The following is a 17750-nucleotide window of genomic DNA, read 5'->3' on the forward strand; positions in this document are numbered from 1 at the left end:
GTGAGAGGTACTATCATGCCTTTCCACGAGCGGGAGTTCATGAGTGGCACCCGCGGCACGATGGCCGTCGACTGGGAACAACGAATCGACGTCAAACGCATGCGCGAGGAGCGCAAAGAACGCGCCCTCGAGCGAATGCGTGACGCCGGGCTCGGAAGCATGCTCCTCATCGACGACCCGAATATCCGCTACGTGACCGGCCTCGCCATGACGGGTGGGTCGGGTGCGGACCACTACTCACTCCTCATGGAGGACGGAGACGTCGTCCACTGGGACACCGCTGACCACGCGAGCAACCAGAAGTACAACTGCCCGTGGCTGAACGACATTCGCTACGCGTGCCCAGGACTCGGCAACGTCCCGCGTGCCTCCGGTCGCGACTCTGCCCGGTCGTTCCTCATCGACAAGATGGCCCAGACAGTCGTCGACGCCCTCGACGAGTACGACCTGTCGAACGAACCGATGGGAATCGACTCCGGGAACGCCGGCCTCCTCGACGCCTTCGAGTCGAAGGGTGTCGACGTTCGCCCCGCGGAAACTGCTCGCGTGATGGAAGACGCCCGAAAGACGAAGACCGAAGACGAAATCGAATGTCTCCGGCAGGTAGCCGCAATCTGTGAGGCAGGGTTCCAAGCCATCGTCGACAACGCGAAACCGGGCAAACGCGAGTCCGAGGTGTGGGGTGACGCCGTCCGCGAACTCTGGCGACACGGCGCGATGGCACAGGGTGGCTACATCACCTCCGGACCGAACACGTGGCCGAAACACCAGGCGAACACCACAGACAGGATGATTCGGCCCGGCGACCTCGTCTACGCCGACTTCTACAACATCGGCTATCTCGGCTACCGGTCGTGTTACTACCGGACGTTCTCGATGGGAGAACCGACCCAGGAACAGAAAGACGCCTACGAGACTGCACGGGACAACCTGTACGCTGTCCTCGACGAGATAGAACCAGGGAAGACGACAGACGAGATTGCGATGGCCTTCCCGGACATGGAGGGCGAACACGCCGACTGGTACGGTGCAGACGAACACTGGCAGATGACGACGAACCACTGGGCACACGGCCTCGGACTCCAACTGTACGAAGTCCCACTCATCTGGCGTGGCCTCTCACCGGACCACCCAATCGAGATAGAAGAGGGGATGACGATGGCAGTCGAGACGCAGGAACCGGCCGGGAGACAAGGAGTCCGCGTCGAAGAGATGGTCGTCGTCCGCGACGACGGCGTCGAACTGCTCAGTCAGTGGCCCGTCGAAGAGATTACCGTCGTCGACCACTGACCTGAAATCGGACACACTCCCAAGCCCTTCGCTGTCGTTCTTGGCCGTCAGTCCAGTCATTCAGAAGTGTCACCACCGATACGAGTTCAGTAGCGAACGAGCGTTAGTCAGAAGCTACAATTTTTACAAATTGTAAAATTTGTAATCGTTGTGTATCTAGCGACCGTATTTTCGACATCATCACACGTCTGCGTCGTAGTCAGTTCGCAATAGTAATAGTCAGAAAGTTGATTTTTCCTAAAACGCGTCTGCATCGAGCGACGCGTGTCTGACCACAGCATCGAAGTATTGCAGCGGGAGGGCCTCGCCGTCGGTGATACTTCGTCCGCGACTATCTCCGAGCGTCTGTTCGACGAACCACTGTGCGACGACTGCTTTGCGAGCGTCGTTGCTGGCATCGAGTTCTCGTCGAGCGTTCGACAGGAGGAGACTCGCAGTCACGACGTCGAAGACGTAGTCTGCGAGTCGTTTCGCCTCGTGTTGTGCGTACTCGTCGTCTGCCTCGGCGAGAGTGGCAAGCGCTCGCTTCAGCGATTCGAGTTCGTCGGTGACGGCGTCCACGAGGTCGTCGAAGAGTGGGTGTTCGACTGACGAGAGGAGGGAGTCGATGTACGGGAACAGTCGTTCGTGGGCCGCCTCACGCTCGAACGTCCGGAGCAGGTCGAGTGCGAGGATGTTCGACGTCCCCTCCCAGATTGGAAGCACCTGCGCGTCTCGGTAGAGTCGGTGTGTCACGAAGTCGGCGACGTATCCGTTCCCGCCTTGAATCTCCATCGCGTACGACGCAGTATCGACGGCCATCCGGGCAGTTCGATATTTCGCAATCGGGGTGAGTGTCCGCATCAACCGATACGCTTCGTCGTCGTCGTGGTCGCGTTCGTACCGGTCTAACCACTTCCCGGCCTCCATCGAGAAAGCGAGCGCCGCTTCGTACTCGACAGTCATCTCGAACAGGTCACGTTTCATCAACGGGTGCTCCTGGACGGGGTTCCCGAAGGCGTCACGGTTTGCCGCCTTGATTTTGCTCTCCAAGAGCGCACGGCCCACGATGCCGACTGCACCCACCGCGTTGGTGATTCGCTCCCAGTTGAGCATCGTCGTCATATACTTGAACCCGCGCTCGGGTTCGCCGACGAGGTACGCTTCCGCACCGTCGAACTCGACTTCGCCCGTCGGGACGCTTATCGTCCCGAGTTTGTCCTTGAGGCGGCGGTACAGTTGGTCGTTCAGTTCGCCGTCACGGGTTCGATTCGGGACGAGAAACAGCGAGAGGCCAGCAGTTCCGTCTGGCGCACCGGGCCGGCGTGCGAGTGCGAGTGTCCCCTCGGCGTCGATGTTGCTACAGAACCACTTCTCACCGGTGAGTTCGTACGTTCGGGTCTGAACGGCTCCGCCGTCGGTATCTGCTGGGAGCGGTTCGGTAGATTGGTCGCCGTCTGCAGATTCGGTCTCGACCGGTTCTGCGACGGTTTCGACTGCCCCAACGTCGCTCCCACCCTGTTTCTCGGTGAGGAACATCGCACCTTCGATGAGAGACTCGTGCGAGCGACTCGTGAGCGACTCGAAGTAGTCGTCGAGTTCGCCGTCGGTGTCGTGATTCCGCAAGACGAGTGCCGCACCAGCGGTCATCGACACCGGACAGACGAATCCGGTGTCGACGTACGAGAGTATCAACTGCATCGTGAGCGTGTGAACCAGACCGAGTGGTTCCTTTCGGCCGGCAGGTGGGTCGAACGCGTCCGCGACGATACCGGATTCGTAGGTGAGTCGGTCGTTTTCGTACTGGGCAGGATGGTATTCGACGACGTTCTGGACGTGCCCATCTCTATCGTAGGTGTGGAGTTCGGGGCCGTTGTCGTCGACGACGTCAGCATTGTCCGCGATGGTGTCGCCGACGAGCTCCCCAAACTCGTCGAGGCGACTCTTGGCCCACGCGAACTCGTCGGGAGGATAGACACGCTGGGCCTCCGCTCGGAGTGCAGGGTCCAGACGCCAGTAGTTGACGTGGCGTCCTTCTTCGTACGCACCGTACTCGAACGGTGTATCTGTCATATGGTATCTAGAATCACGATGCGTTGTAAATGTATTCTGGAACTACAGTTAGATTGTCAGGAGATTTCGCTGCCAACACGAGGGAACCCAGTTTCTCACATCTGCCGAGAGTCGAGAAGTTGACAGACCGGTCACTATCGAGTGGGGGGCCACGGACAGAGAGACGGACAATTTGGACGGACTGCGGAGTTACTCGGGGCGAACGACTTCGTCACACGAGTAGCACTCTGCGAACACGCCAGTCGTCCCCTCGCTCTCTTCGAACTCGATGAGTTTCTGTCCGGGACTCAGTTCGGCACCACACTCTGGGCATCGGCCGATGGTCGACGAATCACTGTTCATAGTTTGCTCCGGACACGTGGGTCCTGAGTCACGTGGATTCGATATAGTTCGGCCGTCGCTATAGTCGTTTCCCGCGTCTCACGGTGAGTATCAGTCCGACACACCCCACAGTGACGCTGAGAACCGACACTCCACGAACGACGTCCGTGAACGAATCCTCACACTCGACGATAACCGACGGGTCGTCGTCGTACATGTCGTGACACGCCCGAACGTCTTGGTAGTTCCAGACGCCGATACCCGCCCCGACGACGACGAGAAAGAGGAGAGAAGCGACGGCCAGGCGTCGTCTCACTTTATCGCCAGCCATAGTGTCGATTAGGATGTCAATTATGATATTATTTCTGGGAGAGTGAGCACACTCTCACCGCAGTCTCGGTCACTGTTGGTGGTCACTGCTGTCGGCCATTACCCACCACCAACGTCAACGCTTATCCAAACTCGGGGTGAGCAGTTCACACATGCAACCGCGACCATCCACGTTCTCTATCGTCGCCCGCGACCCGGACCAAAACGCCGTCGGCGTCGCCGTCCAGTCGAAGTTCATCAGTGTCGGGTCTGTCGTCCCGTTCGTCAGTGCCGACGCCGGGGCGGTTGCGACACAGAGTTTCGCGAACGTCGCCTACGGTCCCGACGGACTGGACCTGCTTCGAGAGGGTGACACCGCCGAAGAAGTCGTCGAACGACTCACCGACGCGGACGACGAAGCCCCCAGCAGACAGGTCGGTATCGTCGGCCAAGACGGGAGTGTCGCCGCGTTCACAGGCGACGACTGTTTCGACGTGGCGGGAGACATTCAGGGAGCAACCTACACCGTCCAAGGAAATATCCTCGAAAACGAAGAGACGCTCGACGCCATGGCGGAAGCCTTCGAGACGACAGACGGTGGGTTACCCGAACGCCTGCTCGCCGCCCTCCACGCCGGCAACGACGCCGGTGGCGACAAACGCGGTGAGCAGTCGGCGGCGATGTACATCGCCAAACCCGAAGGCGGGTACGACGGCGGCAACGACCGCTGGGTGGACGTCCGCGTCGACGACCACGAACACCCGATAGACGAACTCGAACGTGTGTTCAAACTCTACGACATCACCCTCCTCGAACGCGAGGAACCCGACGAGACGGTGTTACTCTCGGGTGAGACTGCCGACGCGGTCTGTGAGACGCTTTCGGACCTCGGATTCTACGACGAGACGCCGACCGGCGAGTTCGACGAGGCGGCCCGCGACGCCCTCGAGTCGTTCCGTGGGATGAACAACTTCGAGAACCACTCGCTTTCGGTCCTCGAAGACGCCATCGCTCGCGGGTGGAGCGACGCCGACGGCGACGGGGAAGACAAACTCGTCGAAGCCATCTGGCACGGCCTCTCGCGCCTGGAGCGAAAATAAGGGACGCGGCGCTGTTGGATTCCTCTATCGGTGATAGTTCGTCGAGGCCGTGCTGAATAGAGGGCGCGAATTCAGCACGAGATCGTTATCCCAAGAGATGGTCGGAGCGGTCAGTACAAGCGAAGGCGTTACCGAAGTCATGAACCCATATTCAATCCTCTGAGAAGCCTCACTGGCGCCCACGTTCGGAGTATGATTATAAACGGACGAGATCATTCTTGAGCCATGGACCCAATATTCTTCGACTCTCGAAACGAGTTCCGTAGCTGGCTGGAAGAGCACCACGGTACAGTCGCGGAGCTGTGGGTCGGCTACTACAAGGTCGGCGCCGAACGATCCGGTATCGACTACGGCGAGTCGGTCGAGGAAGCGCTCTGCTTCGGGTGGATCGACGGCCTGGTCAAGGGCATCGACGACGAGACGTACACCCGCCGGTTCACGCCCAGGATTCCCGACAGCAAGTGGTCGAAGGCGAACAAGGAACGCGTCGAAGCGATGATCGAAGCGGGGAAGATGACTTCGGCGGGAATGGAACTCGTCGAAGCGGCGAAGGAGTCGGGCGAGTGGGCGACTGCCTATCGGGTCGGCGACGACCCCGAAATCCCGGCCGAACTCGAGGTGGCGCTACGTGAGAACGAGACCGCCTGGGAAAACTTTCAGAACTTCTCAAACACGGACCAGCATGCTTTCATCGCGGCCGTTGAGGAGGCTAAGACGGACGAGACGAAGCAAAAGCGCATCGAACGAACGGTCGAACTCGCGGCGCAGGGCCTCCGAGCATACGACGAGAACAGCAAGCGGCGGCTATGATGTGGCCTTTTCAGAGGTAACCGTTCCTCAAGAGATCTCTCTTCTCCTGGCCCATCTCGTCACCATTGCGGACAGAGTTACGGCTTTGGTCACCAAAGACGGTCGTCCAGTACGCACCCTGTACTAATCGCTCTTGCTCTGTACTTCCTCTCAGTTCAGCGCGTTGCTCCTGACAGCGCTCGGTGAGGTCGCGGTGAGTGTGCTTCATAGAGAGCGCAAGTTGGTCACGAACGAATAGTCGAAATCGACGGTGAGTCGACCGATAATGAGCGAGAATACGACGGGAACCTCTTCGCGTTCCAATCCTGCTCAATCGGTGAGTTGGCGGCTCTCTGTATTGCGGAACGCCCGCCCGACCGTTTCGGAACCGCCAGCAGCCCTCCTGAGCGAATAGGAATTAGAATACTACACTGTCACGTAGGATATCAGTGGGTACACATCTTCTTCTCGTAGGAGAGTGAACAGTATCTCGGAAAGTAAACTGTATGGCAAACAAACTAAAGTTAGGGTTGGTGGGGGCAGACGCCGATGGCAGGGGCTGGGGACCAGCCGCTCATATACCTGCATTGCACGAAATAGAACAGATTGAGTTGGTGGCACTCTGTACAAGTCGTCCCGAATCGGCTGCCGCTGCCGCAGAAGCATTTGGTGTAGATCGTGCGTATCATAATGTCAATGAACTGGTGGCGCAACCAGACATTGACATCGTCTCGGCTGTTGTAAACATACCAAGCCATTACGAAGTCGTGATGCCAGCACTAAACGCTGGAAAACACGTTTATTGTGAGTGGCCGCTCGGTGCAAGTCTTGCAGAAACAGAGGAGATGGCGGCACTCGCACACGCTAAAGATGTTGTCACAGCAATTGGGCTTCAAGGGCGCCACGATCCTTCCCTTACCTACATCAAAGAGTTATGTGATGAAGGTTGGTTAGGCGACATCCATTCCGTTCAGATGACGTTCCTTGGAACGAGTACCCCTGACCGCCCCTCTCGCGCGGAATACGAGCGTGAGGTCCACCGAGGTGCCCATTTGATGACGATCATTGGTGGACACACGCTCGACTACGTTGCGTATTGTTTCGGGTCACTGGCTGAGGTTTCAGCCAGGGTCACAACACGAGTGAAGAAGTTGCGTATGGTCGACACTGGTGAGATGGTTGATGCAGAAGCAGCCGACAACGTTCTTATCAACGGCGTACTCACCAATGGCGCACTTCTGTCTTACCAGTTATCAGCTGTTCCATTCCATGGAGACGGGTGGCGGATGGCTGTTTATGGTAGTAAGGGAACAATCATTGCAACGGCCCAGGGGCTACCCCAGATCACGCCAATCAAACTTGTTGGTGCTCAAGGCGACGAACCGCTCGTTGAATTGCCAATTCCTGAGCGACTGCGATTAGTGCCAGCATCGGTACCATCTGGCCCACCACAGAACGTGGGACAGGCGTATGTACGTATGGCAGAGGCGATTCAAGAAGGGGAACCGTTTGCTCCCAGCTTTGAGGATGCGTTGGAGGCGCACAAACTTCTTGACGCGATCCAGCAATCTTCGGACGAAGGTCGCGTTATCAAGTTAGTCTAGTGCAGTAAGGCCACTGATGATGACGACTGTAAACAGAGGGTGCTGACGACGATGGAGGCAAGCAGACCGTCCGTCAGGAACTAACGAAGGACGTTTTCTGACGTGGGAGACGGCGAGGAAGACGGCGACAGAAAGATGTTCTCCTGCGTAATTGACGAGGTCCGAGAAGAGGAGGAACGCCTGAATCAGCCCTGAGAGCGTGAAACCGACCAGCAATCGGTGCTGCATACAGCCTCTATATTTAGCAGACAGCGTCTGACGACGATTGGAACGGTAGTCCTTCCACGAAGTCGAAACTACACATGCAGCACGTCCGGTGAAACGCTGTCAGTCGTCTTGGACTGCCTTCAGGTCGAGTCGTGGAGCAAACGATTCGTACGTCTCATCGCTCGAAACGATAGTATCACCACCTGATTCGACGAGATGCAGTGCGTCGAACGGTGTGAACCCGTGGTCTTCGACGTAGGTCGCTGCTGCGACGACGGTATCCACGTCACCACGGACTTCCAACAGAGCAGCGGCATTTGTGACGACTCGCTCTGTATCTCGCCCCTCACGGTATGCTACCATGAGGAGTTCGACGAGAGTGAACTGAGAGGTCCATAGTTCGTCCCGATGGTCACGGTATACTGCCTCTGCGGCGTCACCAAGCCAGTCTTCGTCCTTGATGAGTGCCAGAAGGAAGTCTGTCTCCGCGTACATTCAGCGTCCAGCCTCGTCTAGTGCTGCGTTACGTGCTTCCTGCCGGAGTTCTTCCGCCGTCTTCTCGACGTCTGCGAACTCAGAACGGAGGGCATCGAGCGGGCCGTCCTCGATTGGAATCAACTTGATACCGTCGTGAAGCTGGACGATGTGGTAGTGGTCACCGTAGCGCTCTCGGATCTCTTTTGGGAGCGTCAGGCGCCCTCGGCCATCCAGCGTTACTTCGGACATACTCTCGAATAGAGTGGGTACGCACAAGAAATTTCCCTAGATTCGTTCGAATACCCACACAACCGACTACGCCGAACGCGCGTCAGCGCGTCGCTCAGTCGAGTTTCCCGTTCAGCACTTTTGCCGTCGTGAGCACTGGGTCCCACGTCGGACTGAACGGCGGCGCGTACGAGAGGTCGAAGTACTCCAGTTCGCCGACGGTCGTGTCAGTGTGGAGCGCGGCAGCGACGGTGTCGATTCGCTTTGCGACGCCCTCACGGCCGACCATCGCAGCACCGAGAACTCGTTTCGAATCGCGGTCTCCGACCATCGTGATATGGATAGGCTTCGCGCCCGGATAGTAGTGAGCGCGCGACGACGCTTCGATGGTGACACTCACCGGGTCGAACCCGGCTTCACGGGCCTTCGATTCGTCGATGATACCCGTGCGTGCGGCTTCGAGGTCGAACGCTTTCACGGCGGCCGTTCCAGCGATATCCCCGACGGGTGTCTCGTCGCCGGCCATCGTCTGCCCGATTGCTCGCCCGGCCCGGTTGGCGGTGAGTGCGAGTGGAACGTAGTCGGGCGCACCAGTGACGACGTGTCGTGATTCGGCACAGTCGCCGGCGGCGAAGACGTCGTCTGCACTCGTTCGTCCGAACTCGTCGATTGCGATAGCACCCGTCTCACCGAGTTCGATACCGGCGTCGGAAGCGAGCTCTGCGTTCGGTGCCACGCCGACGCCGACGAGGGCGAGGTCGACGTCGAACGCGCCGTCACCGACGAGGACGCGTTCGAGCGTGCCATCGTCGCCCGCGAAGCCATCGACTGCCGTTTCGAGGTGGAGTTCGATGCCTTCGTCTCGCAGGTGGTCTTCGACGTGCTCAGCGACCATCTCACCGAAGGGTGCGAGGACGTGTGGCAGCATCTCGAAGAGGTGAACGTCGACGCCGTGCGCGTCGAACGCCTCGGCCATCTCGATACCGACGTACCCACCACCGACGATAGCGACTGCCGACGGCGACTGGTTCTCCATCACGTCGTGGACGGCTTTCGCGCTGTCGAGACTGTGAAGCGTGTGAACACCGTCTAACTCCATCCCGTCGAACGGGGGTTCGATAGCTCGCGCTCCAGTTGCGATGAGCAGTTGGTCGTACGATTGCGTGAACGAACCCCCAGGTCCGTCGACGGCCACTTCGTGAGCACCCGTGTCGATACCGACGACTTCGTGGTGGAGTCGCAGGTCGATGTCACGGTCTTCGATGAACGCTTCGGGTGAGACTTGCAGGAGGTCGTCGAACTCCTCGACGGCACCTTTGATGTAGTAGGGCATCCCACAGGCGGCGTAGGAGACGTATTCGCCCTTCTCGAAGACGATAACGTCGCGCTCAGGGTGTTCACGCTTGAACTTACTCGCCGCGCTCATCCCTGCGGCGTCACCGCCGACGATGACTATCGGGTCCATACCCACATCTTCTCAGAGGAGCCGTTAATATATTGCCCTTATTCTACAAGAGCACTAGTAAATCGGGCGGCACCGTCGCAACGAAATTACGAGGAGAGTTCGTCGATGACCGAACGGAGGACGTCTTCACCGCGCATCCCGACGACGCGCTTTTTCGGTTCACCGTCGGCAAAGAAGACGACGTTCGGGACGCTCTGGACCTGGTACGCACTAGCGAGTTGCTGGAACTCGTCGATATCCACTTTCGCAGCGACGGCGTCGGTCTCCGCTGCGAGTGTTTCGACGATGGGTTCGAGCATCTTACACGGACCACACCAGTCGGCGTAGAAGTCGACGAGGACGACGCCGTCGCGGCCGACGACCTCCTTGAAGTGTTCCACAGATTCGACGTGTATTGGTTCGTCAGTTGCGAGTTCCGTGTCGGACATGTACGGGACCGTATTCGCTCCGTCGTCTTAACAGTATTGTTTGAAAATAGCAATTCTACACGACCGGGAATCGGCTCAGTTGCACAGTGTTCACAGAAATAGCAGCACTCTCTCGTGGTCTCTCGCGGTACTCGTCTCAACACACCTCACAAGGTGGGAGGAGGAAGAGAGAAAGTACGTCCACGTTTAGCCGAGGAGGTACTTCAGCGACGGGCGTTGTTGGACGAACTCCGTCTTCTCGATGATGGTGTCGAGGCCCAGGATGCGGCCCGCGGCGAGGGTGCCGATGAGGGCGAACATCAGGAGGCCGAACAGGTCACCGTTGACGTAGCCGTGCGCCCAGTCGGCGTTCCCCAGGTAGAAGAACACCATCAGGAAGCCACCGAAGAAGGCGGCGAGCCGGGTGAGTGCTCCGATGAGGATGCCGAGGCCGATGAGGGTCTGACCGAGTGGAATCATGAAGTTCGTGAATTCGAGCATCCACGGGGTGGAGCCCGCCCACGCGAGGAACCCGCTGATGGGTCCGCTCGAGTTCATCAGCCAGCCAGCAGCGCTGAACGGTTCTGGCGCGAGGAGCTTACCCATCCCCGCGTTGAGGAACCAGTATCCAGTGATGATACGGACGAGAACGAGCAAGTAGCCCGTGACGCCCTGCGAGTAGTCGAAGTCCATTCTGTTGCCCAGGATTTCTATCTGGCTAGTTTGAGTCATCTTAGTTCACCTTACAACTGAACAGTCGACCCCAGAGAGAATATAAAGAGAGCGTCATTTCCGAATCCAGGGAATCGAGAATCATCGATACTCGTGTGTGAGAATCGATACCCATTGGCGTGTTACGGTGAGACAACGGACGGCTGGATTCGTCAGCGTTGCGCGACGAGTTCCCGAGAGATATCGCCCAGTTCGTAGACGCGTCCATCGTGTTCCTCAGCGAACGTTTCGGCGTCGTTCCTGTCGGAAAACGGGACGAGGTCGTTCCCCATCGAACCCTTGACCTCCGTTCCAACGACGTAGTACAACTCGTCCATCCGGCCGAACGCCTCCGACTCGAGATGAGCAGAGATGAACGTCGCCCCGCCGTCGAAGACGAGTTCGTAGTCCACGGCACTGTAGTCGGTGAGATAGCCGACCACGAGGTTCCACCCCTCGTTCGTGCGGTCGAAATTGTAGGCGAACGTCTCCCACGCACTACAGAACCACGCAGGATTGTCGTGGCCTTCCGGCGAGTTGCCCGCGTAGAAGAGTTGACCGACTGGACCCGGATGTTGTTCGATCATCATCCCGCAGACGTCGCACTGCTTGTTCCCGGTCAACGCGATCGGGGTGGGAACGTCGCCATCGGTATCTCCGCCGAGGCACCCAGCGAGTGCAGTGGTCGTAGTGAACCCGACGAGTGTCAGATACGCCCGCCTCGTCGGCGTAACGTCAGAGGCTTCGTCGTCCATACTCGACTGTAATCGACGTTGCGAGAAAAGCAGACTGGTTCAATCACCGCAATACTACATAGAAGTCAACCCAGATAAAACACCAGATTCGAGAGTATTGATCCAGCTCGCAAAAACAGTCTTGCTCTGTGAGCAAACTATTTTCCAATCGAATGCCAGGGCTGCGGCCTCTCACAGGCGTCGACGTTTACCCTTGACCGACCATCTGGTCTTCGTCGTCCCACTCGCGTTTGCGGAGTTCGTACTTCTGAATCTTCCCCGTTGCTGTCTTCGGGATATCTTCGACGAACTCGAACTCGCGGATGACTTTGTATCCGGCGAGACGCTCACGGGTGTAGTCGGTCAGTTCTTCGGCGGTGACGCCGGGGTTTTCGACGTCGCCATTCGCAGGGACGACGAACGCTTTCGGCGTCTCGCCCCACTTCTCAGATGGTGCAGGAATGACTGCCACGTCGCCGATAGCGTCGTGGTCGAAGAGTGCGTCCTCCAACTCGACCGACGAGATGTTCTCTCCGCCGGAGATGATGATGTCCTTCTTGCGGTCCTGGATGGAGATCATCCCGTCTTCGTTGACGACGGCGAGGTCACCCGTGTGGTACCAGCCTTCGCGACGGTCGTTGAACGCCTCGTCCGTCTCTTCTGGCTTGTTCCAGTACTCTTGCATCACCTGATTACCGCGCACGACGACCTCACCGATGGTGCTGTCGTCTCGCGGAACCTCGTTTCCGTCTTCGTCGACGACCTGGAGGTCCGTGCCGAGCGGTGCGACACCCTGTCGTTGTTTCAGCGAGAACCTGAGGCCGCCTTCGTCCGGAATCAGACGACGTGCGTCGGAGGTTGCGATGAGTGGTCCCGTCTCGGTCGCACCGTACAGTTGGGTGAACTCCCACCCGAACTCGTCTTCGGTGTAGCGAATCGTCGCACTCGGTGCGGCACTGCCGGCGGCCGTCACGCGAATCGGGTTCGAGCCTGTGTACGCGGGGTCGTTCTCCTCGGCGTACTCTCGAAGAATCGAGAGGACGGTCGGCGCACAGCAGAAGAACGAGACGTCTTCTTCGGTAATCGCGTCGAACACCTGTCCGGCGTCGACACCACGGGTGCAGACGTGTTTGGCACCGCGGCCAGTGATGGCGTAGATGTGGCCCCACCCGTTGACGTGGAACATCGGGAGCGTCCACAGGTAGACGTCGTCGTCGCTGATGTGGTGGTGAATCGTGACGAGTTGTGCGTGGAGTGACTCCGTCCGGTGCGTCCGGCAGACGCCCTTCGGGTCACCGGTCGTCCCCGAGGTGTAGTTGATGGTGATGATGTCGTCTTCGGACATCTCCGGTCGCTCGTAGTCGTCTGCGTCTGCTTCGTCGATGAACTCCTCGAATCCAATCCAATCGCCATCGACCGCCGCGGGGTCGTTCGTCACGAACACCTCTGCGGGCACGTCGTCGCGCACCGCCTCGATTTTGCTCGCGTATTCGTAGTCGGCGTAGACCACGTCCGTCCCGGAGTCACTGAGCAGATACTCGTAATCGTCTGGAGTAAGCCGATAGTTCAGCGGGACGTGAATCGCGCCACACTGCATCGACCCGAAGGCCGCTTCGAGGTGGTAGTGTGTGTTCGGGTCCAAGACGGCGACGCGGTCACCCTTTCCGAGACCACGGGACTGCAAGGCCGCAGAGAATCGGTCCACGCGCGCGCCAAACTCGGCGTACGTGAATCGCTCACCGTTCACGCCGACGATGGCTTCGTAGTCACCGTAGTACGTTCGCGCTCTATCCAGGAAGTCCGTCACGAGCAACTGTTTTTTCATTCGTGAAAGACCGGTTCGTGGAGTACACTAAACGCACCAGTTGCGGCAACATTTCGGCGACATAACCTAGAGCCCCAAATATAGTGGGTGTCGCGCCGTCGTTCGGTTATCGAGTGCTCGAAGATTCGACAGCGCCGACGCGATGGCGAACTCAACACCTATCAACCGCCCGGCCCTCCTGGACGGTGAATGACGACGCCGACCCTCCTCGTCGCAGGAACCGCGAGTCACGTCGGGAAGAGCACCGTCGCGGCGGGGCTCTGCCGCCTCTTTTCGAACCGCGGCCTCGTCGTCGCCCCGTTCAAAGCACAGAACATGAGTAACAACGCCCGTGCGGTGGCAATCTCGGACGGCGACGGGTTCGGTGAAATCGGCGTCTCGCAGTACGTGCAGGCACGCGCCGCGAGAGTCACGCCAGTGACCGACCACAACCCCGTTCTGCTCAAACCTCACGGCGACGGGGCGTCCCAACTCGTCGTCCACGGTCGAGCAATCGGCAAAAACACCGCCGGCGACTACTACGCAGACGACTGGCACCGCGCCCGCGACGCCGCACGAGCGTCGTTCGACCGACTCGCCGCCGACGCAGACGTCGTGGTGGCCGAGGGTGCAGGCTCGATTGCGGAGATTAATCTCCACGACCGGGATTTGGCGAACGTCGAGACTGCACGCTTTACCGACGCCGACATCCTCCTCGTCGCCGATATCGAACGGGGTGGCGTCTTCGCCAGTCTCGTCGGGACGCTCGAACTGCTTCCGTCGGACCTCCGAGAGCAGGTCGTCGGCGCGGTCATCACGAAGTTCCGCGGCGACCCCAGCCTCCTCGAATCGGGACTGGACGCGTTCGAGGACCGAACCGGTGTCCCCGTCCTCGGCGTCGTTCCGTACGACGACCCCGGCCTCCCCGAAGAGGACAGTCTCTCGTTGCCACCGGAGGGTGAGTGGCTGACTATCGGTGACGACGACGGCGTGCCCGACTCACAGTCGATTACCATCGGCGTCCCTCGCCTCCCTCGCATCTCGAACGCGACAGATTTCGAACCGCTGGCCGATGTTCCGGGGGTGCGCGTGTCGTACCTCCCGCTCGGTGCGTCGCTGGCGACCATCGACGGCGTGGTCCTTCCCGGTAGTAAGAACACCGTCGACGACCTTCTCGCGCTTCGCGAGGCAGGGTTCGACGACGAACTCGACGAGTTCGACGGTCCAATCGTCGGTATCTGCGGTGGCTATCAACTCCTCGGACAGCGAATCGACGACGCCGATATCGAAGGGACGGGAGACAGCAAGACGGTCGACGGACTCGGCTACTTGCCGACGGTGACGACGTTCTCGCCCGAGAAGCGAGTCGAAGCCGTCTCAGTGGAGTTCGAGGGAGCAGGCCCACTCGCCGGAGCGTCTGGCGTCGTAGAGGGATACGAGATACATCAAGGGACGACTCGCGTCGTCGGAGAGGCGGAACGACTCGCAGGTGACGGGAGCGCAGTTAGGCAGGTCGCTGGGACGTACATCCACGACCTGTTCGCAAACGAGGCACCGCAGGAGGCGTTCGTGGATGCAGTGTACGAACACACCGGGCGAAAACGACCAGACGAAGAAGCAGGCGCAGAGACAGCAGACCCGTACGAGCGGGCCGCCGCACTCATCGAGACGCACGTCGATGTCGAACAGATTCTCGAAATCGGAGGAGTGTAGACCCTGATCGTCAGGTCTCACGAATCGCCACTTGGTGGTGACCGACGTGGAGGTATTCGAGACGTGAGACGGTTGGGGAGCGCGGGAGATCTATCATTCCAAGTGCCTCGTCGTAGTGGACCGCTCCGTACTGGTCGACGTAGAGCGACCCGGTGACGATACCGCCGAAGACCTCTGCCTGGCGAATGTTGACCGAACCAGTTCCATCGGTCCCGGCCGGTGCGTAGATGAGGCCGACGAAGTAGACGTTGATTGGTGAACTGTCCCCCTTGATTTGGGCGTCGAACGACGAGGTTCCGTAGATTCGGAGTCGTGGTGATTCGTCGTTCGGGACAGAGACGGACGTCCCCTGTGTCATCTGGAAGTCGTATCCGTTCGGGTTGGACGACTCACCGAGAATCAGGATAGTGACGTTACCAGGACCGTAGACGTCCATCTCTGCGAGTTTGCCCTTTGACTTCTCCATGTAGACGTAATCGCGCACAGCGAGCGTGATGTCGCCGCCCGTGGTGTCGAGTGTGAGTTTCGACCCGCTCAGGGTGAGGTCAGTCAGGTAGTACGACCCCGCTTCGATGGCCCCTGAGTCGCCAGACGTCAACACGAGTCGGTGTGTCCCGTTGTCGATTTGGGGGTGGCCAACGTTGTCGTTGGAGACGCGAATCGCCTCGACCTGCTGGCGAACGTATCCGTCGATTGGTTCGATAGTTGCGACACCCTCTATCTCGGCGACGTTCCCATTGTGGGTGTACGAACCGCTCGGGTCGTAGTCTCTCGTCTCGTTGATGACGTTGGCGTCACCGTTGAGCGTCGGACCTCCCGTCATCGTAACCGTGCCACCGGCGTAGACGTCGCCCCAGACAGAGGAGTTCCCTTTGAGGGTGACGTCACCGACGGCCGCGATGTCACCGTTCTCACCTCTCGAGACAGCGTACCCACCTGGTGTCGTGGAGTCGTAACTGTCGGTGTACGCACCAGTCCCGGCGAGTGTGAGCGACCCTGTCCCCGACGTCGCCACGATACCGTTCTGAATCGAGAACGTCGATGGTAGCGCGAGGAACTTCACCGACACCGTCTGCTGTGCGTGGTCGTAGGTCACGATGCCGTCGGTCTCGTCTTCGAAGTACTGCCCCCACGCCTCGTAGTACTCACTCTGGACGGTGACGACGACTTTCGAGTTCTCGAGTTTGTGCGGTCGGCCGTCCGTCGCGTTGGGGTACCACCGCTCGAACGAGGCAGTCTCGACGACTTCGACGTCCTCGTAGAGGCTGTTCGACTCGGTGATGTTCACGACAGGAATCGTGAGCGTCCCGTTTCGGTAGTGGAACTCTGGACGAGCGACCATCGTAGTCGCGTTGCCGTCAGACCGCCAGACGCCACCACCTTGGTAGGCGACGGTGGTGTCGCCGTTCTGGTAGCTGGCTGTGCCGAGTTGGAAGGTTCGTGACCGATTTTCCGACGCGAAGTCGGTGTCGGCGTCCTGAATCTCGACGCGAATCCATCCGTCGTCGGTCGTCCGGAGTTGCCCGTCACCAGCGGCGACACCTAACTCGACACTCGACCGGTCGGCGTTGTCGAAGACGACCGAACTCGTGCCGACATCCAGTTGTCGCATGGCGTGTTCAGCCTTCGAAATCTGGACGTTCTGCCGACTGTCACCGATGGCAGCACCACCGACGACGAGCACCGTCAACGTCCCGAGGAGGACCATCGAGAGCATCAACACGACTGCCAGCCCTTCGGACTGTGCCGTCGTATCCCGAACGACAGCGTAGAGCCACGGGACTCGAGGGTTGGACTTCGGTTTGCGACGCCCCGCACCACCACCGCGCCACGGACTCATGAGATGTTCCTGCTCGTGTCGACGACGACTCGCTCACCCATGTCGAGTCGGATGGTTTCGTTCAGTGCGCGGTTGCCGCGGAACTTTGGGACGGCGAGACGGTTTTCGATCTCGTCGTCGTCGATACGCGTCGAGAGAGCGAACACCACGTCGGCGTGGTAGAGCGTCGTATCGCGTTCTTCGGGAGGGTTGACTCCGTCGAGGCAGTGCAACACGGCGACCCCATCCGTCTCGACCATCCGCGTCTTCAGTCGCTGGAGGAGTTCGACGTACGACCAGTGGTCGAGTCGCTCGAGCGCGTCTGCAGGGTCGACGATGAGCGTCGTCTCGTTGGGAATCGTGTCGACGAGTGAGCCAACACCCGACGCGTTATCCGAAAGGTCCACCTGCACGACGTTGACCGAATCAGCGTGTCTGCGTGCGTTCAGAACAGCTTCGACCGACGCTTGCGAGCGTTCGGTCGTCAGATACCGAGTCGGCCTTCGAGCCGCCAGTTCGTACAGGAACAGTTCTGACTGACTCGCTGGTGCGCCGACGATGGCGACGAGACTCCCGGTCGGAATCCCGCCGAGGAGCAGCTGGTCGAGAACGTCGATACCGGTGGAGAGTCGGGTCACCATCCACCCCACCTCTGCGGGCGAAGCGTCGCGTCGGGAGTCGTCGCGTCGACGGCGACCCGGCACGAAAACGAAGTGAGCG

Annotated in this window: 17 protein-coding genes; 5 read left to right on the top strand and 12 right to left on the bottom strand. The window is 59.4% G+C overall.

Translation table 11 applies throughout. The features are described from left to right. Window positions 1-39 precede the first annotated feature (39 nt). On the top strand, window positions 40-1290 hold the full coding sequence (locus GJR99_RS15760) for a M24 family metallopeptidase (RefSeq protein WP_151114161.1): 1251 nt from the start codon (window positions 40-42) through the stop codon (window positions 1288-1290). 237 nt (window positions 1291-1527) lie between these two features. Here GJR99_RS15760 and GJR99_RS15765 read toward each other — a convergent pair whose 3' ends face one another. The 3 genes from GJR99_RS15765 to GJR99_RS15770 form a co-directional block, all read right to left on the bottom strand. Then, window positions 1528-3342, bottom strand: a complete 1815-nt coding sequence (locus GJR99_RS15765; RefSeq protein WP_151114016.1) for an acyl-CoA dehydrogenase family protein — start codon at window positions 3340-3342, stop codon at window positions 1528-1530. A 189-nt stretch (window positions 3343-3531) separates the two neighbouring features. Then, window positions 3532-3684 (bottom strand): DUF7837 family putative zinc-binding protein, encoded by a 153-nt coding sequence (locus tag GJR99_RS17530; RefSeq protein WP_191967160.1) that lies wholly within the window; start codon window positions 3682-3684, stop codon window positions 3532-3534. Window positions 3685-3742: 58 nt separating this feature from the next. After that, complete coding sequence (locus tag GJR99_RS15770; protein ID WP_151114017.1) at window positions 3743-3994, bottom strand: hypothetical protein; 252 nt, start codon at window positions 3992-3994, stop codon at window positions 3743-3745. A gap of 151 nt (window positions 3995-4145) precedes the next feature. On the opposite strand from GJR99_RS15770, the gene GJR99_RS15775 reads away from it, so the two are divergent. The 3 genes from GJR99_RS15775 to GJR99_RS15785 all read left to right on the top strand — a co-directional run bounded on the left by GJR99_RS15775 (window position 4146) and on the right by GJR99_RS15785 (window position 7465). Beyond that, on the top strand, window positions 4146-5072 hold the full coding sequence (locus GJR99_RS15775) for a DUF1028 domain-containing protein (RefSeq protein WP_151114018.1): 927 nt from the start codon (window positions 4146-4148) through the stop codon (window positions 5070-5072). Between the two features lie 225 nt (window positions 5073-5297). Further along, window positions 5298-5882, top strand: coding sequence for a YdeI/OmpD-associated family protein (locus tag GJR99_RS15780; RefSeq protein ID WP_191967161.1), 585 nt, complete (start codon window positions 5298-5300; stop codon window positions 5880-5882). Window positions 5883-6367: 485 nt separating this feature from the next. Next, window positions 6368-7465: a Gfo/Idh/MocA family protein gene (locus tag GJR99_RS15785; RefSeq protein ID WP_151114019.1), complete on the top strand. Its 1098-nt coding sequence runs from the start codon at window positions 6368-6370 to the stop codon at window positions 7463-7465. A 327-nt stretch (window positions 7466-7792) separates the two neighbouring features. Here GJR99_RS15785 and GJR99_RS15790 read toward each other — a convergent pair whose 3' ends face one another. From GJR99_RS15790 to GJR99_RS15820, 7 genes are all read right to left on the bottom strand, one after another. Then, window positions 7793-8167 carry a type II toxin-antitoxin system VapC family toxin gene (locus GJR99_RS15790; RefSeq protein ID WP_151114020.1) on the bottom strand — a complete coding sequence of 125 codons (375 nt, stop codon included), beginning with the start codon at window positions 8165-8167 and terminating at the stop codon, window positions 7793-7795. Next, entirely contained in the window at window positions 8168-8398 is a 231-nt protein-coding gene (locus GJR99_RS15795) for an AbrB/MazE/SpoVT family DNA-binding domain-containing protein (protein WP_151114021.1), read from the bottom strand. Window positions 8399-8492: 94 nt separating this feature from the next. Next, window positions 8493-9842 (bottom strand): FAD-dependent oxidoreductase, encoded by a 1350-nt coding sequence (locus GJR99_RS15800; RefSeq protein ID WP_151114022.1) that lies wholly within the window; start codon window positions 9840-9842, stop codon window positions 8493-8495. 86 nt (window positions 9843-9928) lie between these two features. Then, window positions 9929-10270: a thioredoxin gene (gene trxA, locus GJR99_RS15805; RefSeq protein WP_151114023.1), complete on the bottom strand. Its 342-nt coding sequence runs from the start codon at window positions 10268-10270 to the stop codon at window positions 9929-9931. A 186-nt stretch (window positions 10271-10456) separates the two neighbouring features. Continuing rightward, on the bottom strand, window positions 10457-10981 hold the full coding sequence (locus GJR99_RS15810; RefSeq protein WP_151114024.1) for a DoxX family protein: 525 nt from the start codon (window positions 10979-10981) through the stop codon (window positions 10457-10459). A gap of 152 nt (window positions 10982-11133) precedes the next feature. Further along, complete coding sequence (locus GJR99_RS15815) at window positions 11134-11715, bottom strand: nitrous oxide reductase accessory protein NosL (RefSeq protein WP_151114025.1); 582 nt, start codon at window positions 11713-11715, stop codon at window positions 11134-11136. A gap of 187 nt (window positions 11716-11902) precedes the next feature. After that, window positions 11903-13519 carry a long-chain-fatty-acid--CoA ligase gene (locus GJR99_RS15820; protein WP_151114026.1) on the bottom strand — a complete coding sequence of 539 codons (1617 nt, stop codon included), beginning with the start codon at window positions 13517-13519 and terminating at the stop codon, window positions 11903-11905. 189 nt (window positions 13520-13708) lie between these two features. Between GJR99_RS15820 and GJR99_RS15825 the strand changes: the two genes are divergently transcribed. Beyond that, window positions 13709-15211: a cobyric acid synthase gene (locus GJR99_RS15825; RefSeq protein ID WP_151114027.1), complete on the top strand. Its 1503-nt coding sequence runs from the start codon at window positions 13709-13711 to the stop codon at window positions 15209-15211. Window positions 15212-15221: 10 nt separating this feature from the next. Here GJR99_RS15825 and GJR99_RS15830 read toward each other — a convergent pair whose 3' ends face one another. Both GJR99_RS15830 and GJR99_RS15835 read right to left on the bottom strand, forming a co-directional pair. Further along, entirely contained in the window at window positions 15222-17051 is a 1830-nt protein-coding gene (locus GJR99_RS15830) for a DUF7289 family protein (RefSeq protein WP_151114028.1), read from the bottom strand. Beyond that, window positions 17048-17671, bottom strand: coding sequence for an RAD55 family ATPase (locus GJR99_RS15835; RefSeq protein ID WP_151114029.1), 624 nt, complete (start codon window positions 17669-17671; stop codon window positions 17048-17050). Before GJR99_RS15835 ends, GJR99_RS15830 begins: the two co-directional genes overlap by 4 nt. Window positions 17672-17750: the final 79 nt, after the last annotated feature.

This window comes from Haloferax marinum (assembly GCF_009674625.1).
Classification (GTDB): Archaea; Halobacteriota; Halobacteria; order Halobacteriales; family Haloferacaceae; genus Haloferax; species Haloferax marinum.